This window comes from Nitrospirillum viridazoti CBAmc (assembly GCF_000730165.1).
In the GTDB taxonomy this organism is placed as follows: domain Bacteria; phylum Pseudomonadota; class Alphaproteobacteria; order Azospirillales; family Azospirillaceae; genus Nitrospirillum; species Nitrospirillum viridazoti.
Genome location: NZ_CP022110.1, coordinates 1,531,145 through 1,556,261, shown reverse-complemented (window position 1 = coordinate 1,556,261; position 25,117 = coordinate 1,531,145). Strand labels below are relative to the sequence as shown.

Genomic DNA, 25,117 nt, shown 5'->3' with positions numbered 1-25,117 from the left:
CAGACTGGTTTCCCAGAGCCGGCGCCGCCCCAATTCTGAACGCTGGGTGTCGGTCGCCGTTTCAGCCTGAAAAAAGTGACATGGAAACAGGGCTTAAGCAATCGCCCCCGCAAGGTGGCGTCTAAAGGGTCAGAAAGTAAAACCGAGTGTCGACCGCCATGCGTGGAAAGGATGGAGGTAACTCGTCGGGGGTAATCTGGGAAAAACCACATTTCTCATAAAAGCGATGGGCCGCCAGGAACTTAGCGGTTGTGCCCAAATACACGGCCCGCAGCGCCCGATCCCTGGCATGTGCCAGCAAAGTCGCCAGCAGGCCGGCGGCCAGCCGGTGTGGCGCCCCCCGGTGACTGGCCGCCACGAACATCTTGCGCAAGGCGGCCGCGCCGTCGCCGATGTCCTTCAGCGCGATGGTGCCGACGATGCAGTTCCCCTCCACCGCCACCCAGAATTCCCCGGCATCCTGCCGGTAAAAGCCTGGAATATCGCGAAGATCCGGTTGTTCGGCATAGGTGATGGGAATGTCGAACTCTTCCCGCTGGATGGGGACGATGAGTTCGGCGATGCCCGACTCGTCACCGGGACGATAGGGGCGGATGACCACGTCCGCCATCGTCAGTAGGCCGGGTGCTGGTTGACGGCCTGGATCAGCACGTCATCGACCACGCCCTCGCCCATCACCTTGGGTGTGGCCTCGATCAGCCAGCGGCGCACCGCCACCACGTCGATGACCTGCCCGGCCTTGATCTGCTGCTGGCCCAACTTGCCGTACAGTGTCTCGATGTAGGCGTTCTGCAGGATGTAGCGCCGTTCCTTGACCTTGTCCTTGGCCTCGTCGCTGGCCACCTGGATCTGCACCTGCAGCAGCAGGTTCTGCTCGATCTGCTTGTCGCCCATGACGGGCAGGACGAAGGGGCCGATGTCCACGAACTGCGGCGGGCCCACGGGCTTCTTCTTTTCCTCCTCCACCTTGGGCTGACCGTCCTTGTGGACCAGGAAGATGTAGCCGCCCACGCCGGCGCCGATCAGGGCCAGCAGCGCCACCACCAGGAAAAGGATTTTCTTCATCGACAAGAATCCAGGGGACAAGAATCGAGCGGGATAAGCATTCAGAAAAAGGAACGCGACGGGGCGGAGTGCCACCCTCGGGCGCCATCCTGACGCCAGGGCGTTAAAAAACCGTGCCCAGCCAAGGGCAAGGCTCCCCAAAAAGGGCTCCCTCATTTGGCACAATAGACCAGGATCAGAAGTGCTGCCAGCCGGCGGCGCGGGGGGTGATGTCCCGGCCCATGGCGTCCACCAGCCGGGCGGGACCGGTGCCGTCGGTGAAGCCGCCGCCGGCCGCCAGGGGACGTAGGCTGCCGATCTCGGTGATGGTCAGCTTGGCCTTCGCCGCGGCGGCCATGACGGCGGCGCGCTTGGCCGGCGGGACGGTGAACACCACCTCGTAATCCTCGCCGCCCGTGGCCAGGTCGGTGATGGTGCACGCATGCCCGGACAGCATGCGGCGGGCGGGTGGCGACAGGGGAATGCGCCCGGCCTCCACCACCGCCACCAGGCCGCTTTCGCGGACGATGTGCCCCAGATCGGCCAGCAGGCCGTCCGACACGTCGGCTGACGCGGTGGCGCCGGCGCGCAGCACCGGCCCCACGCCCAGGCGCGGCCGGGGGCGATAGAAGCGGTCCAGCAGGAACTGGCGGTCATCCTCGGGCACGGGCCCCTTGCGCTGGCGGACCAGGGCCAGGCCCAGCGTGGCGTCGCCGATGGTGCCGGTGACGAAGACCAGGTCACCCGGCCCGGCGCCGACGCGGCGAACGGCCGTGCCGGCGTCGATCAGGCCCAGCGCGCTGATGGCCAAGGTGATGGGCCCGTCGGTGACGGTGCTGTCCCCGCCCAGCAGGTGGATGCCGAATTCCGCCTGGTCGGCCGCCAGGCCACCGGCGAATCCAGCCAGCCAATCCTCCGGCAGGGTGCGCGGCAGGCTGGTGACCAGGCTGTAGGCCAAGGGCTCCGCCCCCTTGGCCGCCAGGTCGGACAGGTTGGTGCGCAGCAGCTTGCTGGCCACCAGGCCGGGCGCGTCGTCGGGGAAGAAATGGACGCCGGCCACCATGGCGTCGGTGGTGACCACCAGTTCCTTGCCCGGCGGCACGGTGACATAGGCAGCGTCGTCGCGCAGGCCCTGCGCCCCGGGAAAGCCCTGGGCCAACGGACGGAAGTAGCGGGCGATGCGGTCGAATTCCCCCAGCGGCTGGTCGGCGGCCTTGTCCGGCTTGGCGACGGCGGCGAGCGCCGGCGTGCAGGGATCGGTACCCGTGTCCACCATCCGCTGGGTCAACCTCTCACGGTTGGGGCAGGCGTCAGCCCTGGGCGCCCTCAGTGCCGCTGGCGCGGGACGCCAGCTCATCCGGGCGGACGATACGGGCGACCTTGTCCAGAACGCCGTTGATCATGCCGGGTTCCCGGCCGGCGAAGAAGCCGTGGGCCACGTCGATGTAATCGTTGATGACGATGCGGGCGGCGGTGTCGCCGCCGGCCAGCAGTTCCCACGCGCCGGCGCGCAGGATGGCGCGCAGCAGTAGTTCCAGCCGGTCCAGGTGCTGGCGGTCCAGCGCCTGGCTGAGCACCGGGTCGATCTCATGCTGGCGCGAGGTGGCGCCGCGCACGATGGCGGCGAACAGTTCCCCATCCGCCGAGACGTAGCGGTCGCCGTCCAGTTCCTGGCCCAGGCGGAAATTGGCGTACTCGGTGATGATCACCTCGGGCGAGCTTTCCGTCAGCTCGATCTGGTACAGCGCCTGTACGGCGTTCAGACGGGCGGCGCTGCGCCGTGCCTTGGCGGAACCGGCCCGCTTGGGCGTGGGAAGCTTCACTTCCGGCGTGGGCGTGGGGGTGGTGACCTTTTTGCGGGGAGCCATGATGTCGGGAACGCTTTTCGCCAGGAAGGAAGGGGAATCGGAAAGTAGGGAAAGATGCGGCAGCCGGGCCCGCCGGCCAACCGAAAAATCATCCGGCATAGCCGGCCTGCCCGTAAAGCGGCCAATACTACAATTAAAACTAACGGCATTCATGCCGTTGTAGGACGCGACCGCATCCGCCGCAGCGAGCACCGCAGGGCGCAGCGAGGATAGCCAAGGCCGCGGAGGCGGCCGCCCGGCGCCTGAGGAAATCGCGCATCAGCGCGCATTCAATCTGAACTGCCGCTTCAGCTCGATCATGTCGAGGCAGGCGCGGGCCGCCTCCCCGCCCCGGTTCTTCTGCGCCACCGACGCGCGGGCCCAGGCCTGTTCCCGGTTCTCCACCGTCAACACGCCGTAGCCCAGCGCCAGGGTATGGCGCAGCACCAGCTCATTCAGGCCCCGGGCGCATTCGGCGGCCACGGTGTCATACTGCGTGGTCTCGCCCCGGATGAGGCAGCCCAGCGCCACATAGCCGTCGAAGCGGCGGCGGCCGGAGTAGAAGTCCATGGACTTCACGGCGTACTGCAGGGCCGCCGGCAGCTCGAACGTTCCCGGCACCTGGAAATGCTCATACGTGGCACCGGCCCGGCTGATCTCGGCCACGGCCCCGCGCACCAATTCTTCGCCGATGTCCTCATAGAACCGGGCCTCGACGATCATGATGTGGGGGGCTTCGGCCAAGCGGCGGCTCCTTTAGGCGACCGGCGGGCGCGGCGGGATGGCACGCTGGCTGAGGATGGTCAGGCCGTAGCCCTCGACCCCCACCAGGGTCTTGGGATTGTTGGTCAGCAGGTGCAGTTCCTTGACCCCCAGATCCAGCAGGATCTGCGCACCCACACCATAGTCACGCAGTTGACCGCCGTCGGGCGCGCCGGCACCGTCCAGCGCCCGCAGCCGGTCCAGCAGCGAGAAGGGCTGCGCGTCGCGGATGACGACGATGACGCCCCGGCCCTCACGCGCCACGGTGGACATGGCGATGTCCAGGTCGCCGGCGCCCTGGCGCCGCACATCGCCCAGCAGGTCGTGCACCACCTCCAGCGCGTGCATGCGGGCCAGCACCGGCCGGCCGTCAGCGACGTCGCCCATGACCAGGGCCAGATGCTCCGCCCCGGTGATGCGGTTCTTGTAGACATGCACGGTGAAGTGGCCGCCGTGGCGGCTTTCGATGGCGGTGGTGTAGGTGCGCTCCACCAGCGTTTCGGTGCGGCGACGATAGGCGATCAAGTCGGCGATGGTGCCGATCTTCAGGCCGTGTTCGGCGGCGAAGGGCAGCAGGTCCGGCAGGCGGGCCATGGTGCCGTCGTCCTTCATGATCTCGCAGATCACGCCGGCCGGCAGCTTGCCCGCCAGGCGGGCGAAGTCCACCGCCGCTTCCGTATGGCCGGCACGGACCAGCACGCCGCCATCGCGCGCCACCAGCGGGAAGATGTGGCCGGGGCTGGCGATGTCCTGCGGGCCGCTGTTGGGGTCGATGGCCACGGCGATGGTGCGGGCGCGGTCGGGGGCGGAAATACCGGTGGTGACCCCTTCCCGCGCCTCGATCGACACGGTGAAGGCCGTCTGATGGCGCGAGGCGTTGTCCCGCGACATCAGCGGCAGGTTCAGCCGGTTGATCTGGGCCGTGTCCATGGACAGGCAGATCAGGCCGCGGCCGTGGCGGGCCATGAAGTTCACGGCGGCCGCGTCGCAGCATTCCGCCGGGATGACCAGGTCGCCCTCGTTCTCTCGATCCTCGTCATCCACCAGGATGAACATGCGGCCGGCACGGGCCTCCTCGATCAATTCCTCAGGGGTGGACAGGGCCACGGAGACCGGCGTGTTGCTCATCATTTCGTTTCCGCGAGACGGGCGACGTAGCGCGCCAGCATGTCGACTTCCAGATTGATCACCCCGCCAGCCTTCAGGTGCTGGAAGGTGGTCTTTTCCTGGGTGTGGGGGATGATGTTGATGCCGAAGCGCGTGCCCTCGACCGAGTTCACGGTCAGCGACACGCCATCCAGGGCGACGGAGCCCTTGGCGGCGATGAAGCGCGCCAGGTGCGGCGGCGCGTCGAACCACCAGCGCTGGCTGTCGCCGTCCGGCTGCACGTCGACGATGTCGATCACGCCGTCGACATGGCCGTAGACCAGGTGGCCGCCCAACTCATCGCCCAGGCGCAAGGACCGCTCCAGGTTCACGGGCGTGCCGGCCTGCCAGGTGCCGGTGGTGGTCTTGGAATGGGTTTCGGCGGACACGTCCACCTTGAACCAGCCGCGGCCGCCCCCTGGGCCGCCGTCCTGGCCTTTCTCGACCACGGTGAGGCAGACGCCGTTGCAGGCGATGGAGGCGCCGATGGCGACCGTGTCCAGGTCGAACCCGGTGGCGATGGTGAAACGGGTATCGCCACGCCGTTCAACAGCGGTGACCTGCCCGACATCCGTGATGAGTCCAGTAAACATGGGCGACAAACTAGGCCCGGCCGCCCCGGCTGGCGAGTGGAAAATGGCGGCGTTTCTTGCGCAAAACCGCAAACCGGTCACCCGATGCGGCGATAGCTCTCGGCCTTGTCATCACCAGCGGGACGCACGTCCACCAGCGTGAAGCGCGGGGCCGCGTTCAGCCGCTCCAGCCCGAAGCCATGGGCCGCCGCCAGGCCATCGCCGCCGATGACCTTGGCGGCGCGATACCATTCCAGGCGGTCCACCAAGTCATCCTTGAAGAGGGAGGCGGCCAACTGCGCCCCGCCCTCCACCAGCACCCGGGTCAGGCCTCGCGTGCCCAGGGCCGCCAGCACGTCGGCCAGCGGCATGACGCCATCGGCGTCGGCCGGGATCTCGATGACGTCCACCCCGCAATCCTGATAGGCACGGCGGCGGGTGGCATCGCCGCCGGCCAGGGTCGCCACCCACACCGGCACGCGGCGGGCGTCGCACACCAGGCGGCTGGTCAGCGGCAAGCGCAGGCGCCTGTCCACCACGATGCGGATGGGGGATCGGTCCTCCAGCCCCGGCAGGCGGCAGGTCAGCTCCGGATCATCGGCCAGGGCCGTGCCGATGCCCACCATGATGGCGTCGTGGGTGCTGCGCAGGCCATGCCCCCAGGAGCGGGCGACGGGTCCCGTGATCCACTGGCTTTCATGCGCCTTGGTGGCGATGCGGCCGTCCAGCGTGGTGGCCAGCTTCAGGGTCACCATGGGCCGGCCCTCGGTGACGCGGCGCAGGAAGCCCTCCGTCACCAGCCGCGCCTCATCCTCCAGCAGGCCCAATTCCACGGTGATGCCGGCGTCGCGCAGGCGGGTGATGCCCCGGCCGGAGACGCGCGGATCGGGATCGCCGATGGCGACGACGACGCGCTTGATGCCGGCCGCCACCAGCGCGTCGGCGCAGGGCGGCGTCTTGCCGACATGGCTGCAGGGTTCCAGGGTGACGTAAGCGGTGGCCCCTTCCGCCGCGTTGCCGGCCTGGGCCAGGGCCACGGTCTCGGCATGCGGGCGCCCGCCGGGCTGGGTCCAGCCCCGACCCACCACGCGGCCGTCCTTGACGATGACGCAGCCCACCGCCGGGTTGGGCCAGCAGCGCCCCAAGCCGCGCGAGGCGAGCGACAGGGCCGCGCGCATGTGCGCGACGTCGTCAGCGGTAAAGTGGGTGTGGGTCATGCGGCCTCTCCTCAGTCCCGTAGGATGGGCCGGCAGGCGGGGCCTATTCAAGCCCCGCCTGTTATCGCCGTGAAGCCGTCAGACTTCAGGGTCAGTCTTAAGATGACCGACGAACTCATTGAAATCGGCCACTTCGCGGAAATCTTTGTAGACCGACGCATAGCGGATGTAGGCAATCTGGTCCAACTGGGCCAGCGTATCCATCACCATGCTGCCGATCTGCTTGGAAGGGATTTCCGTCTCACCGGACGATTCCAGCTGGCGAACGATGGAGTTCACCACCCGGTCGATGCGGTCGGCGTCCACCGGCCGTTTGCGCAAGGCGACCCGCATCGACCGCAAGACCTTCTCGCGGTCGAAGGGTTCGCGCTGCCCGGTCGCCTTCACCACGGTCAGCTCACGCAGCTGCACGCGCTCGAACGTCGTGAACCGCGCGCCGCAGGAGGGGCAGAAGCGGCGGCGGCGGATGGCGGAGTTATCCTCGGTGGGCCGAGAATCCTTCACCTGGGTGTCGTCGTTACCACAAAACGGGCAGCGCATTACTCCTGGTCCCCCTCCGTGTAAGGCCGTTCAACCAGCCCTGTTTCAGTAAATCGGGAAACGGCGGCAGAGCGCCTGAACCTTTTCCCGCACCCGCGCCTCGGCGGCCGAGTTGTCGCCGTTGGACTTGGCCAGCGCGTCCAGCACCTCGATGATCATCTCGCCGACCTGGCGGAATTCCTCGGTGCCGAAGCCGCGCGTGGTGGCGGCCGGGGTGCCCAGGCGGACGCCGGAGGTCACCATCGGCTTCTCCGGGTCGAAGGGCACGCCGTTCTTGTTGCAGGTCATGCCGGCGTGTTCCAGGCTGACCTCGGCGTCGCGGCCCGTCAGCTTCTTGGGACGCAGGTCGACCAGCACGATGTGGCTGTCGGTGCCGCCGGAGACGATGTCCAAGCCCCCCTTGATCAGCACGTCGGCCAGCACCTGGGCGTTGGCCTTCACCTGGGCGGCGTATTCCTTGAACTCGGGCTTCAGCGCCTCGCCAAAGGCCACGGCCTTGGCGGAGATGACGTGCATCAGCGGGCCGCCCTGCAGGCCGGGGAACACCGCCGAGTTGATCTTCTTGCCCAGGTCCAGGTCGTTGGACAGGATCATGCCGCCACGCGGGCCGCGCAGCGTCTTGTGCGTGGTGGTGGTGACGATGTGGGCGTGCGGCAGCGGGCTGGGATAGACGCCGGCGGCGATCAGGCCCGCGTAATGGGCCATGTCCACCATCAGGTAGGCGCCGATCTCGTCCGCGATGGCGCGGAAGCGGGCGAAGTCGATCTCACGCGGGTAGGCGGAGGCGCCGGCGATGATCAGCTTGGGCTTGTGCTCGCGGGCCTTGGCCTCCATCGCCTCGTAATCGATGCGGTGGTCTTCCGGGCGCACGCCATAGCTGACGACGTTGAACCACTTGCCGGACTGGTTGGCGGCGGACCCGTGGGTCAGGTGGCCGCCATGCGTCAGATCCATGCCCATGAAGGTGTCGCCCGGCTTCAGCAGGGCCATGAACACCGCCTGGTTGGCCTGGGCGCCGGAATGCGGCTGCACGTTGGCGTAGGCGCAGTTGAACAGGGCCTTGGCGCGGTCGATGGCCAGCTGCTCGGCCACGTCGACATACTCGCAGCCGCCGTAGTAGCGCTTGGACGGGTAGCCTTCGGCGTACTTGTTGGTCAGGACGGAGCCCTGGGCCTCGAGCACGGCGCGGGAGACGATGTTCTCCGACGCGATCAGCTCGATCTGATCCTGCTGGCGGCGCAGCTCGTCACCAATGACGCGGGCCAGTTCGGGATCGGCCGCCGCGAGCGTGTCGCTGAAGAAACCGGCGCTTTGAGTAAAAGCCATTCTGACAACCCTCTATGATGCGGATCCACGTCGTCTGGACCCGCGCCGGGGCGCCGGTCCCGGAAAGCGCCTCAGCCCAGCATGGCAACGCGCCGGGCGTGACGTCCCCCTTCATACGGCGTGGACAGGAAAGCCAAGGTGCAATCGCGCGCCACCTCCAGCCCGACGATGCGGGCGCCCAGCACCAGGACGTTGGCGTCGTTGTGCTGGCGGCAGAGGCGGGCGGTGGTGATGTCGTGGCACAGGGCCGCGCGGACATGGCGGTGCCGGTTGGCGGCGATGCTGATGCCGATGCCGGTGCCGCAGATCAACACACCCGCCTCGGCCCGGCCGTCAGCCAGGGCGGCCGCCACGGCATCGGCGTAATTGGGGTAGTCGACGCTGGCGGGGCCATCGGTGCCCAGGTCCAGGACGGTCACGCCCTGCTCTTCCAGCAGCGCCTTCAGTGCGGCCTTCAGCTCGGTGCCGGCGTGATCGGAAGCGATGGCGAACGTCTTGGCGGTCATGAGGCCCAACCCATTTCGTGAACGCGCGAACCGGGGGCGCGCCCGCATGGCCCGCCCCTCCGGCGCCGCCCCCGGGCCCGGGCGCCCGCGAATGGTGCGGCGCCACAAGAAGTGGGGGCTAAAAACCGTGTGGACACTACCAGATGCGCCCCGTCGGCACCAGTTCCGGGATCCGCTGGCGGCGCAGCCAGGATATGCCCGCCACGCCGATCTAAACCCGGCGCCGCGGCTGAACGCGGCGAAGCGCCGGGCCCGTACGCGCTGGTGGTTGTGGCGATCACCCAACAACGTCGAGTAGAACTGCCCGCGTCCTCAATAGCACCCCAATGCAGCAACTCAACGGTGAAGCCCGCAATCCGTCTAAAATTGTCCACATGTGATGGACATCACAATCAATGGGATCCGGCCCAACTATCCCCATTCAAGTCAACACGGCTAAACACTTGATGAAGGGCATGAAGACCAGCCCTACGTCGATAGGACAAGCCGAATTAACATTGACATAACATTATGACTGTGCGAGGTGTACACACACTTCGTTCCAATGTGTCAAGGCAGTTGAAATGATTGAACAACAGGACGGCGACCTGCGCGCGTCTCAACTTCTCCAGATGACGTCGGAAATCGTCTCTGCCTATGTTGGCAAAAATGCCCTGCCGGCCCAGCAGATTCCCGAGATCATCAGCACGGTCTACAGCTCTCTGGCCGGCCTCGACACGCCGCAGGTCGAAGCTCAGCCGGAGCCGCAGCGTCCCGCTGTGCCCGTGCGCAAGTCGGTCACCCCCGAATACATCGTCTGCTTGGAAGACGGCAAGAAGCTGAAGATGCTGAAGCGGCATCTGCGCTCGACCTATAACATGACCCCCGACGAATACCGCGCCAAGTGGGGCCTGCCGGCCGACTACCCCATGGTCGCCCCGAACTACGCCGCCCAGCGGTCGGAATTCGCGAAGAAGATCGGCCTGGGCAAGGCCCCGGCGGACCAGCCGCGCCGCCGCGCGTCCTGAGCCATCGAGTTACGGCCCAGCCCTTCCGGGGCCGGGCCAGCCCAAATGAAAACCGCCGCCCGATGAGGAGCGGCGGTTTTTCATTTATGGCTCAGGACAAAGACTTGGACAAAGACTTGGCTGGTGGTTCAGGCCAGTATCCCGCGCGGCTTGTTACGCCTTTTCGCCAGAACGTATCGCAGCTTGGCCACCACGACACGGCGCAAATGTTCCTGCGGCAGGTTGGCCGGCCCCTGAATCGAAACCTCGACGCCCGTGTTGGCGTCGATGGCGGTCGCCTTCACGATCTGACCGATCCGATGGTATTCGACATAGACTTCGTCGTTCCCGGCCATCATCCGGCACCCTGCTTGGAATAAACGCCGACGTTCAGGCGGCGGAACTGGCAGGATAGTTGGTGTAGTCCAGGGCAGAAGTCCAGAACCGCTCCAGCTTGCGCATCAATTCATTGGCCTTGTTCAGCTCATCCGCCGACAGGCCAGCCTCACCCAGCGCACCCACCTGGCGTTCGAACAGGGTGTTGATCTTGTCGCGCAGCGCGATGCCCTTTTCGGACAGGCGGACGCGCACGGACCGGCGGTCATGGGCCGACCGCTCCTGCGTCAGATAGCCGTTCTCATGCATCTTCTTGACGTTGTAGGAGACGTTCGACCCCAGGTAGTAGCCCCGCGCGGTCAACTCCCCCACCGTCAGTTCATCCTCACCGATATTATAGAGAATCAAGCTCTGGACGTTGTTGATGTCCTGCACACCTTGCCGGTCCAGTTCGACCTTCAGCACTTCCAGAAAGTGCCGATGCAGCCTTTCGATCAACAGGATGCTGTCGTAGTAAGGTTGCTTCAAAGCCCTCTCCTTCATACTGAACCGACGACATAGAGTGTTCGCCGGCAAGTAAACCGGCACGAACCATTTGGGATACGTAGATTCCATTGGACGGACAAGACTTTAACGCATCGTCCCCGGGTAATCGACCCGATAATGTAAGAAATGCTCAGAATCTGGCGGTTAAGGCGATGCTTCCCTACCCCTAAAGGGTAGGTCCGCTATCCGTTTATCCGGCATATCTCTTCCGGAGGGATAGCCGGGCCGATTCCCACCCGGACTACCGCTCCGGCGTACATCAATCGGTGAAGGTGAGATCCCCAGACGGCACCGGCTGGAAGTGCCGCGCCACCTCAGACTCGGATACCTCGGCCAGGGTCGCGGGCCGCCATTTCGGCTGGCGGTCCTTGTCCACCAGCTGCGCTCGAATTCCTTCGTAAAAGTCATGGCCGGCCATCACCGCCTGGGTCATACGGTATTCCATGACCAGCACGTCCTCGATCTCCAGCGCCACGCCTCGGCGCAGCTGGCTCAATGTCACCTTCAGGCTGGTGGGCGACATCTGCGACAGGGTCTTCACCGTGGCCGCCGCCCAGGAATCGTCGAAGCCCTGCGTTTCATCGCACAGGCAGGCCAGGATATCTTCCACGGTTTCGGCGTTGAAGCTGCGGTCGATCGAGGGCGTGTGGGCGGCCAGCGGCGCCTCGCCGGGGAAGGCGGCGTGGCGGGCCAGCACGGTATCGACGGTGGCGTGCGCCTGCGCGCCATAACTCACCGCCGCCAGTTCTTCCAGCAGCGCGCCCAGCTGGGCGGAGGGGACGTGGTGGGTGGCGATTCCGGCATAGGCGGCGTCGGCGGCGCCCAGGCGGGCGCCGGTCAACGCCAAGTAGGTGCCCAGCTCCCCCGGCAGGCGGGACAGGAAGTAGCCGCCGCCCACATCGGGGAACAGGCCGATGCCCGTCTCCGGCATGGCCAGCAGGGTCTTCTCCGTCGTCACCCGGTGACTGCCGTGCACCGACAGGCCCACGCCGCCGCCCATGGTAATGCCGTCCAGCAATGCGATGTAGGGCTTGGGGTAGCGTTTGATGCGGCGGTTCAGCCGGTATTCCTCACGGAAGAAGTCGCGGGCGATGGCGCCGTCCCCCTCCCCGGCCTGCCGGGCCTTGCCGCTGTCCCACACGGCGCGCACGTCGCCGCCGGCGCAGAAGGCGCGATCCCCGGCCCCCTGGATGACCACCGCCTTGATGGCCGGGTCCCGGGCCCAGGCGGCCAGCTGCGGATCGATGATGCGGATCATGTCCAAGGTCAGCGCGTTCAGCGCCTTGGGCCGGTTCAGCAGCACATGGCCGACGGCGCCGCGCACAGTGCAAATGACGTGGGGCTCCGCCGCACCCAGGTCCACGGTCTCGTTCATTCCCTCATCCCCTGAAGTTTGCCGAGGCCCCTCGGGGCCTTCGGATTTATCTGTGGGGCGGCGGCCAGGAGGCCCGCCCGTTGCCGGTGATCATTTGCCGGAGATCATAAGGAGCGGCACCGGGCAATGCCAGCCCAGCGGCCATCGCCGCCCCCGGCTCCTTCCCTGGCCCCGCCCCCGGCAGGGCAGCGTTGACCTGGGCGGGCGGCCCGCCCCCGTCCGCGCGCTTGAGGGGCGGGGATCCCAGGCGTAGCATTCCCGGCACCGGTTCCTTACCCAACGTCATTCCCAAACGTCTCAAGGACTTGGAGACCTTCCCATGGTTGATCATGCCTCCCTGCCCCGCCGTTTCGGCGGCGACCCCCGCCAGCGTCCGCGCCGCAACCGCGTCGATGCCTGGACGCGCCGGCTGGTGGCGGAAACCCGGCTGTCGGTCGACGACCTGATCTGGCCGGTCTTCGTGGTGGACGGTGAGAACCAGCGGGAGCCCGTGGCCTCCATGCCGGGGGTGGAGCGGCTCAGCATCGACCTGCTGGTGCCGGCCGTGGCCGAAGCGCGCGATCTGGGCATCCCCTGCGTGGCCCTGTTCCCCTGCCTGCCGGCGGACCAGAAGGATCCCATGGGCAGCGAGGCGACCAACCCCGACAACCTGATGTGCCGCGCGCTCCGCGCCATCAAGCGCGAGGTGCCGGATATCGGCACCCTGGGCGACGTGGCACTGGACCCCTATACCAGCCACGGCCACGACGGCATCGTTACCGACGGCCGCATCCTGAACGATGAGACGGTGGCCGTGCTGGTGCAGCAGTCGCTGGTGCAGGCGGCGGCGGGGTGCGACATCATCGCCCCGTCCGACATGATGGACGGGCGCGTCGGCGCCATCCGCGATGCGCTGGACGAGAGCGGGCATGAGCTGACCCGCATATGCGCCTATGCCGCCAAGTACGCCTCCGCCTTCTACGGCCCCTTCCGCGACGCGGTGAAGACCGGTGGCCTGCTGAAGGGCGACAAGCGCACCTACCAGATGGACTCGGCCAACACCAACGAGGCCCTGCGCGAGGTGCAGCTGGACCTGGAGGAAGGTGCCGATATGGTCATGGTGAAGCCGGGCCTGCCCTACCTGGACATCGTCCACCGGGTGAAGGCGGAGTTCGGCGTGCCCACCTTCGCCTACCAGGTCAGCGGCGAGTTTGCCATGATGAAGGCGGCCGCCCGGAACGGCTGGATGGATTACGAGAAGTCACTGCTGGAAACGCTGCTGGCCTTCCGGCGCGCCGGCGCCGACGCCATCCTGACCTATGGCGCCATCGACGCCGCCCGGCTGCTGCGGGCCGGCCACTGACCGGGCACGGCGCGGACCGGACGCGCATCCGGTCCGCGCCGCCCTTTCCGTCATTCGGGATCGTGGCAGACGGCTTCGATATTGTGGCCGTCGGGATCCAGCACGAAGGCCCCGTAGTAATTGGGATGGTAGTGCGGGCGCAGGCCCGGCGCGCCGTTATCCCGCCCGCCGGCAGCGAGGGCCGCGGCATGGAAGGCGTTGACCGTCTTGCGATCCGCCGCGGCGAAGCAGACGTGCAGGGCGCCACCCTGTAGGCGCCGCCCCGTGCCGATCCAGAAATAGGGCTTGCCGTCGCTGCCGTAGCCGGCATGGTCGCCCGCGCCCGTCATCTCCGCGGTGATGTTCATGAGGCGGGTGATGCCCAACGGGGCCAGGGCGTGATCGTAGAAGGCGGAGGAGGTCGCGAAGTCGGCGACCGAGAAGCCAATGTGATCCAGCACAGGAATGACCCTCCCATATGTTTATTATCGCGGCCCCATCATGCCAGCGTTTCCAGAAAACGCACCAGGCATCGATCGAGCCATTCACCACCTAAAATAGCGCCCTGCTCCCTGCGCGCGGCATGAAATCCGACATGCCCCCCTTTGGTCACGATCAGGGGCACCAGCGCCGGATGGGCCGCCCAGTCGAAGGCCAGATAGGGCTCCGGCGCGATCCAGGGATCGTCCAGCGCGTGGATGACCAGGGTGGGACGGGTGATGGCGGGCAGGAACTGGAGCGCGCTGTTGACGCGATAATAATCCTCCGCGTCCCGCCAGCCGTTGGCCGGCGCCACATAGCCGTCGTCGAAGTCGTAGATGGTGCGGGCGCGGCGTACCGCCGCCTGGCGCTCCGCCTCGGCCGTTCCAGGCTCGGCCGGCGTGGCCAGCGTCTCCGCCTTCATCTGGCGCAACAGCCACAGGTGGTAGGGGCGGTTGCGGGCCTTCAGGAAGCGGCGGGAGGTGGCGGACAGATCGATGGGCGCCGACACGGCCACGCCGCCGCGCACCATGGGGGGCAGCGCCCCCACCTCTCCCATCAGCTTCAGCACCATGTTGCCGGCGAGGGAATAGCCCACCACCACCACACCCGCCGCCGCCAGGTCCGGCAGGGTCGTGGCAAGGTGCGCCAGCACGGCGCGGGCATCCTGCGTGCGGCCGGCGTGATAGCGCTGGCGCGTCCGGCCGACGAAGGGACCGGCGCCGCGCAGGTTCAGGCGCAGGACGGCATGGCCGCGCGCCAGCACCGCCCCGGCGGCGGCGCGGATGTAGGGGCTGTCCTCCGACCCCGCCAGGCCATGAATCAGCACCACCAGTGGACGAGCGGCCGCCGGCACCGCCGGGTGATGCAGCGTGCCGGCCAGGCTGTCGCCGCTGCCATCATCCATGGGGAAGATAAGCGCCTCACCCGCCGGCAGGGAATGCCGGGGCCGGCGCAGGGTGTTGCGCAGGGTCTGCAGATCCGGCCCCAGCCATGGCAAGCGGCTCCGGAAGGGCGGATAGCCCGGGGGCAAGGGCGGGAGAGGCACCCTAGCGCAGGAAGTCCCGCACGGCCGCCAGCTGCGCCGGATCCATCAGCGCCGGGGCGTGGCCGGCGTCCGCCACCTCGAACAGCGTGGCCTTGGGTCCCCGCTCCGTCATCGCCTGCGCGATCTCTGCCGTCAGCAGGTCGGATTGCAGGCCGCGGATGGCCAGGACGGGGCAGCGAATCATGCCCCACACCGGCCATAGATCGACATCGGTAATGGGCTGGGTCTGGAAGGCGCGGGCGATGCCGGTGTCATAGGCCAGGCCCAGCGTGCCGTCGGGCCGCGTCCAATAGCCGTGCTCGGCCAGGTGGCGCCACTGCGCGTCCGTCAGGTCGCCGAAGGGGGCGTAGACCAGGCTGAGGTAGCGCTGCACCTCCTCCACCGTACCGAACACCGGGTTGGTGCCGACATAGGTGCCGATGCGTTCCAGCGCCGCCTTGGGCACCAGGGGGCCGACATCGTTCACCACCAGGCGGGTGATGGGGGTATCGCCCTGGGCCGCCAGGATCATGCCGATCAGACCGCCCATGGAGGTGCCGACCCAGTCCACGCTCTCCACATCCAAGCGCGCGATCAGCGCCGCCATGTCGGCCAGGTACTGCGGGTAGCCGTAGAGGTCGGGATTGGCCAGCGTGCCGCTCTTGCCGCGGCCCACCACATCGGGACAGACCACGCGGGCGCCCAGGCTGTCCGCCAGGTCCGCCGCCAGCACGTCGAAGTCGCGGCCGTTGCGGGTGAGGCCATGGCAGCAAACGATGGTGCGTCCGGGGAGCCCACCCTCTGGCATCCACTGCGTGTAGGCCAAGCGGTGGAAGCCCAGGGCGGAGAAACCCCGAAGGGTATGTTCGGTCATGGTCGCCATGGTCAAAGCGATACCATGGGCCCCGGCCCGGGGAAAGCCCGCCCTTGGCCAGCATCGGCGCCATGACCATATGCCGCCCGCGACCAATCGTTCCGGGTATGCCTGGGAGGGGTGTTCATCGCGGCCGGGCCATTTAGGATCTGTCGCGCCGCCCCCGCCCCCGGTTACACTGGTCGCCCACGGAAGGCATGGGGGATACCGGCTTGGCCAGCGCGGGGGGCGATGAGAAGGCGCCCATCATCATCAAGAAGGTGAACAAGGGCGGCGACGGGCACCACGGCGGCGCCTGGAAGGTGGCGTACGCCGACTTCGTCACCGCCATGATGGCCTTCTTCCTGCTGCTGTGGCTGCTGAGCGTGACAACGGCGGAGCAGAAGCTGGGCCTGGCCGACTATTTCAGCCCCGCCACCCCGTCCAAGCAGGAAAGCGGCGCCGGCGGCGTGCTGGGCGGCAAGACCATCACGGTCAACGGCGCGGCCATGAACAACAGCTCCCCCACCTCGGTGGCGGTGCCGCTGCCCTCCCGCCCCCAGGCCTCCAACGCCTTCCAGTCGGTGGAGGACGCCACGGACGAGGCCCAAGGCAAGCCCGACGGCAAGGATGAGAAGACCAGCGGCACCACCGACAGCAACGGCGGGCGCAGCGACGGCAGCAAGTCGGGCGACGGCCGGCTGGACATGGACCAGAACGGCGACGGCAAGGTGGACGAGCAGGAGCTGAAGCAGGCCCTGGCCCAGCACGAGGACCAGCAGTTCAAGGAAATCGAGAAAGAGGTCCGCCAGGCCATCCAGCAGGTGCCGGAACTGAAGGCCCTGCAGCAGAACGTCATCATGCAGCGCACCCCGGAAGGGGAGCGGCTGAACCTGGTGGACCAGGACGGCTACTCCATGTTCCCGTCCGGCAGCGCCAAGATGAACACGCAGACGGCCCAGCTCTTGTCGCTGGTGGCGCAGGCGGTGGCCAAGCTGCCCAACAAGGTGTCCATCACCGGCCACACCGACAACACGCCCTTCGCCAACAACGCCAGCGGCAACTACGGCAATTGGGAACTGTCGTCGGACCGCGCCAATGCCAGCCGACGCGCCCTGGCCGCCGCGGGCGTGGCCGAGGATCGCATCGCCTCCGTCGTGGGGCTGGCCGACCGCGACCCGCTCTTCCCCGAGGATCCCAAGTCGCCGCGCAACCGGCGCATCAGCATCACCGTGCTGCGCGAACATCCCCTGACGGAAACGGCCACGCCACGGGGCGCGGCCACCACGCCCACAGGCATCCCCACCACCCCGGCCGGCCAGCCCGTGCCGCCCCCGCCACCCTCGGTCACCAGCCGGCCGGAAGGCGGCGGGCGCTGAAGAACACGATTACCCCCAAAGGGAATGCCTCTGGTATGGCCCTACATCTCCCGGTAAAGTTCATCCAGTCTCCGACATCGGGTATCGTTCTGGCCGGCATGGTTCTTGAGTAGGCCTAAGTATTCGCTCGCTTGCTCCCGGGGCGGTGTCCCAGGGGCCCTGACCGTTCAAGAAAGGCGCGGATGTCCGTCATCCCCCCCCATTCCCGGCCGTTGCAGCAATTCTACCGCTCCGGCCCCATGCCCTGCCCCTATCTACCCGGGCGCATGGAGCGCAAGCTGTTCACCCGCCTGGTGGGGCAGCAGGCCAGCGGGGTCAATTCCGCCCTGTCCCGCGCGGGCTTCCGCCGCAGCCACGACATCGTCTACCGGCCCGTCTGCAGCGGCTGTGCCGCCTGTGTGCCCGTGCGCATCCCCGTTGCCACCTTCAGCCCCAACAAGACCATGCGCAAGGTCATGCGCGCCAATGCCGACCTGGTGGCGGGCGTACAGCCGGCCAGCGCCACGGCGGAACAGTTCCAGGTCTTCGCCAGCTATCAGGCCGCGCGCCACAGCGACAGCGACATGAGCCGCATGGGCATGACCGACTACGCCGCCATGATCGAGGAAGGCCAGGTCGACAGCCGGCTGTACACCCTGCGCGACGGCGGCGGCACCCTGATGGGGGCGATCCTGACCGACCGGCTGGATGACGGCTTTTCGGCCGTCTACAGCTTCTACAACCCCGACATGCCGGAACGCAGCCTGGGCACCCACCTGATCCTGACCCTGGTGGACCAAGCCCGCCGCGAGGGCCTGCCCCACGTCTATCTCGGCTATTGGATCGAGGGCAGCCGCAAGATGGATTACAAGCGGCGCTTCCAGCCGCTGGAGGCCCTGGGCCGGGACGGCTGGCTGCCGTTGGAGCCGGCGCCCTGACGCCGGCTTTCTGCCGTCACGCGCCGTCACATTTCCAAAATTCATTGCATAATGCAAAGAGCCTCTTTCATTGAGCAAGAGATGCCCGCCCGCGCACGAGTCGGCGCCGTCAAACGGCCGCTGAATTAACGGCATGTATATTGCTACGTTGCGATATGCCTGACAGCGGTACCCATAGGGGGTGTCGCGCCAGGATCTTGAGAAAAGGGTGCCTGCGTTCCATGCGTGCGGTCAGCGGTTTCATCCGCCCTGCGTTCCTGGCCTTGGTTCTGGCGTTGCCGGCGATGAAGCCGGCGATGGCGCTGAACATCGCCGTGAAGGGGGTGGTGGAGTCCAACTGTTTCGTGTCCGTTTCCACCGATGACACCAGCCTGTCGACGGACGGCGGCAGCGTCACGCTGGGCGACCTGGGCGAGCACTGCAACGAGTCCGCGGGCTACACCGTGGTGCTGTCGTCCAACAACGGCGGCGCCCTGGTCGATGCCAGCGGCAATAAAATCCCCTATACCATCTCCTACGATCAGGTGAACGGCAGCCCCCTGAACGAGCCGCAGGTGATCAACCGCCTGGATCCGCAGACGGAACTGCGCACCGGTAGCATCCTGCTGAGCCTGCCGCGCCAGACGGTGCGCCGGGGCGGCTTCTTCAGCGACACCCTCACCATCACGGTTCGCGCCCGTTAAGGCTGGCCAGGCCGCCGCCATTCCACCAGCCGGGGCAGCACCAGCAGGCCGACCCAGTCCGTGGCCAAATGCACGGCGATGGGAACCAGAAGGTTGCCCGCCGCCAGGTAGACCAGGGACAGGAACATCCCCGCGATCGTCGTGGCCGCGCCCCCGCGCCATCCGAGATACAGGTGCGCCAAGCCGAACACCAGGGCCGAGGCGGCCATGCCCAAGGGCGCGTCCCCCACAGCCAGGGTGATCAGCACGACTTTAAGGCGGCGAAGGCGCAGGCGTGCCACGGTGTCCCGACTGCCACCAGCGCCAGCGACACGAAAAGCAGGAAGACGGCCATGCGCAACCCCGGGTTCCACCGCCGGCCGCCCCTGGCCAGCGGATCGGTAACGCAAGTCCGGCCCGGGACGGATGTTCCAGCCCCCTCAGCCGATGGTCGTGGTCGCTTGGGGGTTGTGTCCGCGCCCGCTTTGCCGCACAGTGTCGGCAAAATGGTACCGTTAACATAAAAATGTTAACGCTAACGGGAGGGACATCCATGCGGGCAGTCTGGTTCGCCGCCGCCTTGGCTATTCAGCCATGGCTTATCCAATCATGCCTTGCCGCCACGCCGCCGGCCGTCGCCGGCTCGCCGAAAACGCCCGGGGGGGGACTGACCGTCAGCCCGAACGAGACCTTGGAAATGCAGGGCCTCAGCGTCATCGTCGACCAGATGCACTTCCATCCGGTGTTCCGCGACGAAAAGAACGCCGGCATCCAGATCGTGCTGCATGGTGAGCGCATCGCCACCGATGGCGCCGTGCGCCTGAATCCCACGCCGGAACAGTGGGACCCCGTCCCCGCCTTCGTGAAGCGCGAGCGCGGCCCCGGCCCCGACCAGCTGACGGTGTACAGCAACTTCCCCGAACAGGGCTTCAGCTATCGCCTGGTCATCACGCCGGAGGGCACGGGCTTCCGCGTGGCGGTGAACATGGATCAGCCGCTGCCGGCGGAGTATGTCGGCAAGGCCGCCTTCAGCCTGGACTTCCTGCCCACCAGCTATTTCGGCAAGACCTATGTGCTGGGTGCCAGTTCGGGCCTGTTCCCACGCAACCCCGCCGGCCCCATGGCCAAGGACGGCTCGGGCGACCCGCTGCCCCTGGCCTCCGGCGGCTCTTCCATCGTGCTGGCGCCGGAGGATCCGCTGACGCGGGTGGCCATCACGTCCGACACGTCGCCCCTGGCCCTCTACGACGCCCGCAACCGGGCGCAGAACGGCTGGTTCGTCGTGCGCGCCCTGATCCCGGCGGGCAAGACCACGGACGCCATCGTCTGGCATGTCCATCCCAACGTCATCAAGAACTGGGTGCGCGATCCCGTCGTCGCCTTCAACCAGGCGGGCTACACGCCCGACCGGGCCAAGGTCGCGACCGTCGAACTCGACCCGCACATGAAGGCGCCCAAGGACATCCAGCTGGTGCGCATCGGCGCCGACGGCAGCCAGGCCGTGGCGCTGAAGGGCACCATCAAGCCCTGGGGCAAGTGGCTGCGCTACGACTACGCCACCTTCGACTTCTCCTCGGTGCGCACGCCCGGCATCTACGCCATCTCCTACGCCGGGCACCTGTTCAATCCCTTCCGCATCGCCCCCGATGCCTACGACCACATCTGGCAGCCGTCGCTGGACACCTATCTGGCGGAGCAGATGGACCACATCGCGGTACGCGAGCAGTATCGCGCCTGGCAGGGCCTGTCCCATATCGACGACGCCCGGCAGGCCGCCCCCAACATCCACCATTTCGACGGGTACAAGATGGGGCCGCACCTGGACTCCCCCTTCAAACCGGGTGAGCACATTCCCGGCCTGAATGTGGGCGGGTGGCAGGATGCCGGCGACTATGACATCCAGACCTCCGACAACGCCTGGGTGGTGCGCGACCTGGTGCGGGCGCGGGAGCTGTTCGGCATGGACTGGGACGAGGACACCATCGACGAGGCCGCGCGCCAGGTGGAGATCCGCAAGCCCGACGGCATCCCTGACGTGCTGCAACAGATTCGCCACGGCACTCTGCAGCTGCTGGCGCAGTACAAGGTCTTCGGCCATGCCATTGTCGGCATCATCGAGCCGACCTTGAAGGAGTACACCCACCTGGGCGACGCCGGGTCGCAGACCGACCGCCTGATCTATGATCCCAAGCTGGGTCCCAACGAGAGCAACGGCACCTATTCCGGTGTGCCCGACGACCGCTGGGCCTTCACCTCCGACGTGCCGGCGGACGATTACCATGTGGCCGGTGCCCTGGCCGCCGCCTCACGCGTGCTGGGGGAGATCGATCCCGACCTGGCCGCCCAGGCGCTGGCCGCCGCCAAGGTGATGTGGGCCAACCAGCAGGATCCCAGCGACCGCATGGACCGGCCGGAACGGGGTGACTGGAACCCCGCCGACCTGATCGACATGGCCGCCTTCTCCGCTACGGTGGACCTGGTGATCACCACCAAGGGCGCCGATCCGCTGTACACCAACAAGCTGAAGTCCCTGCTGCCCACCATCAAGCAGCGCTTCGCCTTCCTGGGCGGCATGGCGACGCTGGCCCTGCCCTACATGGATGCCGACTACCGCGCGCAGCTGACCCAGGCGGTGACGGAGGCCAAGGCCGCCATCGACGCCGAGGCCGCCAAAACGCCCTTCGGCGTGCCCGTGGCCATGGGCACCTGGGCCGGTTCGGGCCAGGTGGCCGGTTTCGGCACCAACATGTACCTGCTGCACAAGGCCTTCCCCGGCATCATCGGCACCCAGTACACCCTGGACGCCCTGGACTATGTGCTGGGCCGTCATCCGGCGACCAACCTGTCCCTGGTCTCCACCGTGGGCACGGAGTCCAAGATGATCGCCTACACCCACAACCGCGCGGACTATTCCACCGTGCCGGGCGCCATGGTGCCGGGCGTGCTGGTCATCAAGCCGGACTTCCCGGAGCAGAAGGTGGCCTGGCCCTTCCTGTGGTTCGAAAACGAATCCACCGTGGCCACCACCACCTCCTACATCCTGGCGGCCAACGCCGGGATCATGGTGACCAAGGGGCAGTAAAACCTTATCGCCCCGCCCAAAATGAAAACGCCGGAGTGGTCGCCACTCCGGCGTTTTTCCTTGGGTCCTGACCGGATGGATCAGAAGCGGTTGTTACGCGGGAAGCCATTAGGTGGCAGCTTGCCCTGGGTGCCGCGCGCGCCGCGCCAGGGCGACAGGTCGGTCTCCACCCGGGTGCGGTCCCCAGCACCGCCCATCTTCCACGACAGGCCCTTGGCGCTTTCGAACACGCAGATGTCGGACAGGCTGGCGTCCTTGTACTTCTGCAGGGCGACACCCTTGCCGCGCACCATGACGGGCAGTTCCTCCAGCGCGAAGACCAGCAGTTTGCGGTTGTTGCCGATGACGGCGATGGTGTCGCCCTCCACCGGCACACAGGCCAGCGCCGTGGTGCCGTCGCCCACGTTCAGCACCTGCTTGCCGGCGCGGGTCTGCGCCACCACCTCATCCGCATCCACCTGGAAGCCGCGGCCGTCGCTGGACGCCACCAGCAGGCGCTTGCCCGGGCGGTAGGGCAGCACGGTGACGATGTCAGCGTCGCCCAAATCCACCATCAGGCGCACCGGCTCGCCAAAGCCGCGGCCGCGCGGCAGGCGATCGACGCCAATGGTGTGGAACTTGCCGGTGCTGGAGAACACCAGCAGCTTGTCCGTCGTCTCGGCATGCAGGACGAAGCGCTCGGCATCGCCCTCCTTGTACTTGGCCTCCGCCGTCTCGGTGGGCGGCAGGTGGCCCTTCACGGCACGGATCCAGCCCTTCTCCGACAGGAAGACGGTGACCGACTCACGCTCGATCATGGCCTCCACCGGCACCACCACGTCGGTGGGGGCGTCGCCCACGGCGGTGCGGCGGGCACCCAGCTCGGTCGCCTGGCCAAAGCGCTTCTTGGTGGCGGCGACCTCGGCGGCGATGGCCGTCCAGCGCTTGCCGTCGTCGTCCAGCAGGGACAACAGTTCCGACCTCTCGGCGGTCAGGCCCTCATGCTCCCGGCGAAGCTCCATCTCTTCCAGCTTGCGCAAGGAACGCAGGCGCATGTTCAGGATGGCTTCGGCCTGGACATCGGTCAGGCCGAAGGCGCGCATCAGCTCGGCCTTGGGCTCATCCTCCTCGCGGATGATGCGGATGACCTCGTCCAGGTTCAGGTAGGCGATGAGATAGCCGCCCAGCACCTCCAGCCTATGGTCGATCTTGGCCAGGCGGTGGCGGGACCGCCGCACCAGGACCACGTTGCGGTGGTCCAGATAGGCGCGCAGCACCTCGTGCAGGGTCATGACGCGCGGCACCTGGTCGGCGTCCAGCACGTTCATGTTCAGCGGAATTCTCACTTCCAGGTCGGTGTTGCGGAACAGCTGTTCCATCAGCACCGCCGGGTCGACGTTGCGGCTCTTGGGCACCAGCACCAGCCGCACATCCTCCGCCGACTCGTCGCGCACATCCTCCAGCAGGGGCAGCTTACGCTCCATGAGGAGTTCGGCGATCTTCTCCACCAGGCGGGACTTCTGCACCTGGTAAGGGATCTGGGTGACGACGATCTGCCAGGTGCCCTGGGCCAGCTTTTCGCTTTCCCACTTGGCGCGCAGGCGGAAGCCGCCGCGGCCGGTGCGGTACGCCTCGCGCACGGCATCGCGGCTTTCCACCAGCACGCCGCCGGTGGGGAAGTCGGGGCCGGGCATCAGGGTGACCAGCTCATCCACCGTCACCGGCCGGCGGCGGTCTTCCGGCACCAGCAGTTCCCGGTCGATGATCAGGCTGAGGGCGTCGCAGATCTCGCCGGCGTTGTGCGGCGGGATGCTGGTGGCCATGCCCACGGCGATGCCGGCCGAGCCGTTGGCCAGCAGGTTGGGGAAGGCCGAGGGCAGCACCACCGGCTCCTCGCCGTCGCCGTCGTAGGTAGCGCGGAGGTCGACCGCGTCTTCGTCGATGCCATCCAGCAGGGCCTTGGCCACCTCGGTCAGGCGGGCCTCGGTGTATCGCATGGCGGCGGCGTTATCGCCGTCGATATTGCCGAAATTGCCCTGTCCCTGGACTAGGGGATAGCGGGAGGCGAAGTCCTGGGCCAGGCGCACCAGCGCGTCATAGACCGAGGCGTCGCCATGGGGATGGAACTTGCCGATGACGTCACCCACCACACGAGCCGACTTCTTGGGCGGGGTGGAGGGTTCCAGCTTCAGCTGGCTCATGGCGTAGAGGATGCGGCGATGCACCGGCTTCAGCCCGTCACGCACATCAGGCAGCGACCGCGACACGATGGTCGACAGGGCGTAGGACAGGTAACGCTCGCCCAGCGCGTCGGCCAGGGGCTTGTCAAGGATCTCGGTGGCATCGGTCATGATGGGCGGACACTACCAGATATGGTGGGCCAATTGCCAGCCGTGGTGCAGCCTGTGGGAAACTTAGGTTTCCTGCGGTTCCGCCCCGTCGATCCCGGGGACCGGAAGACCGTTCGCGCGCAAGTAACGCTCCACCAGGCGCTGGCGGGCCGGCGGCACCTCGGCATGGCGCTGGGCGAAGACATGCCGTTCCAGAAAATAGCCGGTCAGGCGCAGGCCGGCCGCCACATCTTCCTCCCCCCCGCCCTGGAAGCCCAGGCCGATGAGGAAGCCCGGCAGGGGCAGCAGCTTGTCGCGGTAGGGCTCCCCCGCCGAGGCCGACACGGCGCGGCCGGTGCGGGGGCTGACGTAGGCCAGCTGGTCGTTCGGGTTGCCCACGGGCTGGCCGGTGCTGGCGCACTGCGTCAGGTCCAGGCCGAAGCCCGCCTCCTCCAGCAGCCCCACCTCCCACCGCACGTAGACGGCCGGCCAGATGTCGAGGTCCAGGGCGGCGAACAGGGCCAGGGTGGCGTCATAAAGGCCGGGGTGGGCCTCCCGCTCCGCCAGCATGGCGTCCATCAAGGCGGTGGCCGCCACGATGGCGGCCAGGCGCAAGGGATCGTCCAGATAGAGACCGGTGGCGGAGCGCACGGGTTCCACCGTCCAGGTGCCCAGCTGGTCTGCGGTGCGGGCGCGCCAGCGGGCGGTGACCTGGGCCCCCGGCTCCAGCGCGCCGCGATAGCGTGACGACTGCCCGCCGTGCAGCACGCCGGCGTGGCGGCCATGCTCCCGCGTCAGCATGACCACCAGCGCGGCGGTGTCGCCGAACGGCCGGGCAGAAAGCACGATGGCGTCGTCAGTCCATTCCATGGAAGCCTTCTAGC

The 25,117-nt window shown here is 67.4% G+C and carries 26 protein-coding genes; 6 read left to right on the top strand and 20 right to left on the bottom strand.

The features are described from left to right. Window positions 1-121 precede the first annotated feature (121 nt). The 11 genes from Y958_RS07200 to rpiB form a co-directional block, all read right to left on the bottom strand. Entirely contained in the window at window positions 122-610 is a 489-nt protein-coding gene (locus Y958_RS07200; protein WP_088871459.1) for a GNAT family N-acetyltransferase, read from the bottom strand. Between the two features lie 2 nt (window positions 611-612). Next, window positions 613-1,065: a flagellar basal body-associated FliL family protein gene (locus Y958_RS07195; protein WP_088871458.1), complete on the bottom strand. Its 453-nt coding sequence runs from the start codon at window positions 1,063-1,065 to the stop codon at window positions 613-615. Window positions 1,066-1,240: 175 nt separating this feature from the next. Further along, window positions 1,241-2,320 (bottom strand): thiamine-phosphate kinase, encoded by a 1,080-nt coding sequence (gene thiL, locus Y958_RS07190; RefSeq protein ID WP_088871457.1) that lies wholly within the window; start codon window positions 2,318-2,320, stop codon window positions 1,241-1,243. Window positions 2,321-2,354: 34 nt separating this feature from the next. Next, entirely contained in the window at window positions 2,355-2,912 is a 558-nt protein-coding gene (gene nusB / locus Y958_RS07185; protein ID WP_244909220.1) for a transcription antitermination factor NusB, read from the bottom strand. A gap of 258 nt (window positions 2,913-3,170) precedes the next feature. After that, window positions 3,171-3,635, bottom strand: a complete 465-nt coding sequence (gene ribH, locus Y958_RS07180; protein ID WP_088871455.1) for a 6,7-dimethyl-8-ribityllumazine synthase — start codon at window positions 3,633-3,635, stop codon at window positions 3,171-3,173. 12 nt (window positions 3,636-3,647) lie between these two features. Continuing rightward, the gene (ribB, locus tag Y958_RS07175; RefSeq protein ID WP_004273884.1) at window positions 3,648-4,784 is read right to left on the bottom strand and encodes a 3,4-dihydroxy-2-butanone-4-phosphate synthase; all 1,137 of its coding nucleotides are present in this window, start codon (window positions 4,782-4,784) and stop codon (window positions 3,648-3,650) included. Next, complete coding sequence (locus Y958_RS07170; RefSeq protein WP_088871454.1) at window positions 4,781-5,392, bottom strand: riboflavin synthase; 612 nt, start codon at window positions 5,390-5,392, stop codon at window positions 4,781-4,783. The genes ribB and Y958_RS07170 overlap by 4 nt, the downstream gene beginning before the upstream one ends. 77 nt (window positions 5,393-5,469) lie before the next feature. Next, window positions 5,470-6,588 (bottom strand): bifunctional diaminohydroxyphosphoribosylaminopyrimidine deaminase/5-amino-6-(5-phosphoribosylamino)uracil reductase RibD, encoded by a 1,119-nt coding sequence (ribD, locus tag Y958_RS07165; protein ID WP_244909219.1) that lies wholly within the window; start codon window positions 6,586-6,588, stop codon window positions 5,470-5,472. A 78-nt stretch (window positions 6,589-6,666) separates the two neighbouring features. Then, window positions 6,667-7,128: a transcriptional regulator NrdR gene (gene nrdR, locus Y958_RS07160; RefSeq protein WP_088871453.1), complete on the bottom strand. Its 462-nt coding sequence runs from the start codon at window positions 7,126-7,128 to the stop codon at window positions 6,667-6,669. A gap of 45 nt (window positions 7,129-7,173) precedes the next feature. Beyond that, the gene (gene glyA, locus Y958_RS07155) at window positions 7,174-8,454 is read right to left on the bottom strand and encodes a serine hydroxymethyltransferase (protein WP_088871452.1); all 1,281 of its coding nucleotides are present in this window, start codon (window positions 8,452-8,454) and stop codon (window positions 7,174-7,176) included. 71 nt (window positions 8,455-8,525) lie between these two features. After that, window positions 8,526-8,960: a ribose 5-phosphate isomerase B gene (gene rpiB / locus Y958_RS07150; RefSeq protein ID WP_088871451.1), complete on the bottom strand. Its 435-nt coding sequence runs from the start codon at window positions 8,958-8,960 to the stop codon at window positions 8,526-8,528. 563 nt (window positions 8,961-9,523) lie between these two features. On the opposite strand from rpiB, the gene Y958_RS07145 reads away from it, so the two are divergent. Beyond that, window positions 9,524-9,967, top strand: coding sequence for a Ros/MucR family transcriptional regulator (locus tag Y958_RS07145; protein ID WP_040845356.1), 444 nt, complete (start codon window positions 9,524-9,526; stop codon window positions 9,965-9,967). Between the two features lie 128 nt (window positions 9,968-10,095). Here the strand turns inward: Y958_RS07145 and Y958_RS07140 are convergent, their stop codons facing one another. The 3 genes from Y958_RS07140 to Y958_RS07130 form a co-directional block, all read right to left on the bottom strand. Beyond that, a complete protein-coding gene (locus Y958_RS07140) occupies window positions 10,096-10,305 on the bottom strand; it encodes a DUF6898 family protein (protein ID WP_040845357.1) in 210 nt (69 codons plus the stop codon). Window positions 10,306-10,336: 31 nt separating this feature from the next. After that, window positions 10,337-10,810 carry a MarR family winged helix-turn-helix transcriptional regulator gene (locus Y958_RS07135; RefSeq protein WP_040845359.1) on the bottom strand — a complete coding sequence of 158 codons (474 nt, stop codon included), beginning with the start codon at window positions 10,808-10,810 and terminating at the stop codon, window positions 10,337-10,339. Window positions 10,811-11,087: 277 nt separating this feature from the next. Continuing rightward, a complete protein-coding gene (locus Y958_RS07130) occupies window positions 11,088-12,203 on the bottom strand; it encodes an enoyl-CoA hydratase/isomerase family protein (RefSeq protein WP_088871450.1) in 1,116 nt (371 codons plus the stop codon). Between the two features lie 319 nt (window positions 12,204-12,522). Here Y958_RS07130 and hemB point away from each other — a divergent pair, with 319 nt between their 5' ends. Next, window positions 12,523-13,545: a porphobilinogen synthase gene (hemB, locus tag Y958_RS07125; RefSeq protein WP_088871449.1), complete on the top strand. Its 1,023-nt coding sequence runs from the start codon at window positions 12,523-12,525 to the stop codon at window positions 13,543-13,545. Window positions 13,546-13,595: 50 nt separating this feature from the next. On the opposite strand, the gene Y958_RS07120 is transcribed toward hemB, so the two are convergent. The 3 genes from Y958_RS07120 to Y958_RS07110 are packed head-to-tail and all read right to left on the bottom strand — an operon-like array spanning window position 13,596 to window position 15,914. Beyond that, window positions 13,596-13,985, bottom strand: a complete 390-nt coding sequence (locus tag Y958_RS07120) for a VOC family protein (protein WP_088871448.1) — start codon at window positions 13,983-13,985, stop codon at window positions 13,596-13,598. A 38-nt stretch (window positions 13,986-14,023) separates the two neighbouring features. Beyond that, complete coding sequence (locus Y958_RS07115; protein WP_244909218.1) at window positions 14,024-15,004, bottom strand: YheT family hydrolase; 981 nt, start codon at window positions 15,002-15,004, stop codon at window positions 14,024-14,026. Between the two features lie 49 nt (window positions 15,005-15,053). Continuing rightward, window positions 15,054-15,914 (bottom strand): alpha/beta fold hydrolase, encoded by an 861-nt coding sequence (locus tag Y958_RS07110; protein ID WP_088872539.1) that lies wholly within the window; start codon window positions 15,912-15,914, stop codon window positions 15,054-15,056. A 188-nt stretch (window positions 15,915-16,102) separates the two neighbouring features. Here Y958_RS07110 and Y958_RS07105 point away from each other — a divergent pair, with 188 nt between their 5' ends. The 3 genes from Y958_RS07105 (at window position 16,103) to Y958_RS07095 (ending at window position 18,863) form a co-directional block, all read left to right on the top strand. Further along, window positions 16,103-17,263 carry a flagellar motor protein MotB gene (locus tag Y958_RS07105; RefSeq protein WP_211098468.1) on the top strand — a complete coding sequence of 387 codons (1,161 nt, stop codon included), beginning with the start codon at window positions 16,103-16,105 and terminating at the stop codon, window positions 17,261-17,263. A 182-nt stretch (window positions 17,264-17,445) separates the two neighbouring features. After that, window positions 17,446-18,180 (top strand): arginyltransferase, encoded by a 735-nt coding sequence (locus tag Y958_RS07100; RefSeq protein ID WP_088871447.1) that lies wholly within the window; start codon window positions 17,446-17,448, stop codon window positions 18,178-18,180. A 221-nt stretch (window positions 18,181-18,401) separates the two neighbouring features. Next, window positions 18,402-18,863, top strand: coding sequence for a hypothetical protein (locus Y958_RS07095; protein ID WP_088871446.1), 462 nt, complete (start codon window positions 18,402-18,404; stop codon window positions 18,861-18,863). Here the strand turns inward: Y958_RS07095 and Y958_RS07090 are convergent. Further along, the gene (locus Y958_RS07090) at window positions 18,860-19,144 is read right to left on the bottom strand and encodes a CPBP family intramembrane glutamic endopeptidase (RefSeq protein WP_145727822.1); all 285 of its coding nucleotides are present in this window, start codon (window positions 19,142-19,144) and stop codon (window positions 18,860-18,862) included. The genes Y958_RS07095 and Y958_RS07090 overlap by 4 nt on opposite strands. A gap of 395 nt (window positions 19,145-19,539) precedes the next feature. On the opposite strand from Y958_RS07090, the gene Y958_RS07085 reads away from it, so the two are divergent. Next, entirely contained in the window at window positions 19,540-21,924 is a 2,385-nt protein-coding gene (locus tag Y958_RS07085) for a glycoside hydrolase family 9 protein (protein ID WP_244909216.1), read from the top strand. Window positions 21,925-22,004: 80 nt separating this feature from the next. Here Y958_RS07085 and parC read toward each other — a convergent pair whose 3' ends face one another. Continuing rightward, window positions 22,005-24,254 carry a DNA topoisomerase IV subunit A gene (parC, locus tag Y958_RS07080; RefSeq protein WP_088871443.1) on the bottom strand — a complete coding sequence of 750 codons (2,250 nt, stop codon included), beginning with the start codon at window positions 24,252-24,254 and terminating at the stop codon, window positions 22,005-22,007. 63 nt (window positions 24,255-24,317) lie between these two features. Next, complete coding sequence (recO, locus tag Y958_RS07075; protein ID WP_088871442.1) at window positions 24,318-25,103, bottom strand: DNA repair protein RecO; 786 nt, start codon at window positions 25,101-25,103, stop codon at window positions 24,318-24,320. Between the last annotated feature and the right edge of the window lie 14 nt (window positions 25,104-25,117).

Bases quoted from the DNA above. Each gene is read 5' to 3' on its own strand.
- Y958_RS07100 (WP_088871447.1), top strand. From the start codon at position 17,446: ATGTCCGTCATCCCCCCCCATTCCCGGCCGTTGCAGCAATTCTACCGC.
- Y958_RS07200 (WP_088871459.1), bottom strand. From the start codon at position 610: ATGGCGGACGTGGTCATCCGCCCCTATCGTCCCGGTGACGAGTCGGGC.
- thiL (WP_088871457.1), bottom strand. From the start codon at position 2,320: ATGGTGGACACGGGTACCGATCCCTGCACGCCGGCGCTCGCCGCCGTC.
- glyA (WP_088871452.1), bottom strand. From the start codon at position 8,454: ATGGCTTTTACTCAAAGCGCCGGTTTCTTCAGCGACACGCTCGCGGCG.
- Y958_RS07110 (WP_088872539.1), bottom strand. From the start codon at position 15,914: ATGGCGACCATGACCGAACATACCCTTCGGGGTTTCTCCGCCCTGGGC.
- nusB (WP_244909220.1), bottom strand. From the start codon at position 2,912: ATGGCTCCCCGCAAAAAGGTCACCACCCCCACGCCCACGCCGGAAGTG.
- ribD (WP_244909219.1), bottom strand. From the start codon at position 6,588: ATGACCCACACCCACTTTACCGCTGACGACGTCGCGCACATGCGCGCG.
- rpiB (WP_088871451.1), bottom strand. From the start codon at position 8,960: ATGACCGCCAAGACGTTCGCCATCGCTTCCGATCACGCCGGCACCGAG.
- Y958_RS07105 (WP_211098468.1), top strand. From the start codon at position 16,103: ATGGGGGATACCGGCTTGGCCAGCGCGGGGGGCGATGAGAAGGCGCCC.
- Y958_RS07195 (WP_088871458.1), bottom strand. From the start codon at position 1,065: ATGAAGAAAATCCTTTTCCTGGTGGTGGCGCTGCTGGCCCTGATCGGC.
- nrdR (WP_088871453.1), bottom strand. From the start codon at position 7,128: ATGCGCTGCCCGTTTTGTGGTAACGACGACACCCAGGTGAAGGATTCT.
- parC (WP_088871443.1), bottom strand. From the start codon at position 24,254: ATGACCGATGCCACCGAGATCCTTGACAAGCCCCTGGCCGACGCGCTG.
- Y958_RS07095 (WP_088871446.1), top strand. From the start codon at position 18,402: ATGCGTGCGGTCAGCGGTTTCATCCGCCCTGCGTTCCTGGCCTTGGTT.
- Y958_RS07140 (WP_040845357.1), bottom strand. From the start codon at position 10,305: ATGATGGCCGGGAACGACGAAGTCTATGTCGAATACCATCGGATCGGT.
- Y958_RS07085 (WP_244909216.1), top strand. From the start codon at position 19,540: ATGCAGGGCCTCAGCGTCATCGTCGACCAGATGCACTTCCATCCGGTG.
- ribB (WP_004273884.1), bottom strand. From the start codon at position 4,784: ATGATGAGCAACACGCCGGTCTCCGTGGCCCTGTCCACCCCTGAGGAA.
- Y958_RS07145 (WP_040845356.1), top strand. From the start codon at position 9,524: ATGATTGAACAACAGGACGGCGACCTGCGCGCGTCTCAACTTCTCCAG.
- recO (WP_088871442.1), bottom strand. From the start codon at position 25,103: ATGGAATGGACTGACGACGCCATCGTGCTTTCTGCCCGGCCGTTCGGC.
- hemB (WP_088871449.1), top strand. From the start codon at position 12,523: ATGGTTGATCATGCCTCCCTGCCCCGCCGTTTCGGCGGCGACCCCCGC.
- Y958_RS07130 (WP_088871450.1), bottom strand. From the start codon at position 12,203: ATGAACGAGACCGTGGACCTGGGTGCGGCGGAGCCCCACGTCATTTGC.
- Y958_RS07170 (WP_088871454.1), bottom strand. From the start codon at position 5,392: ATGTTTACTGGACTCATCACGGATGTCGGGCAGGTCACCGCTGTTGAA.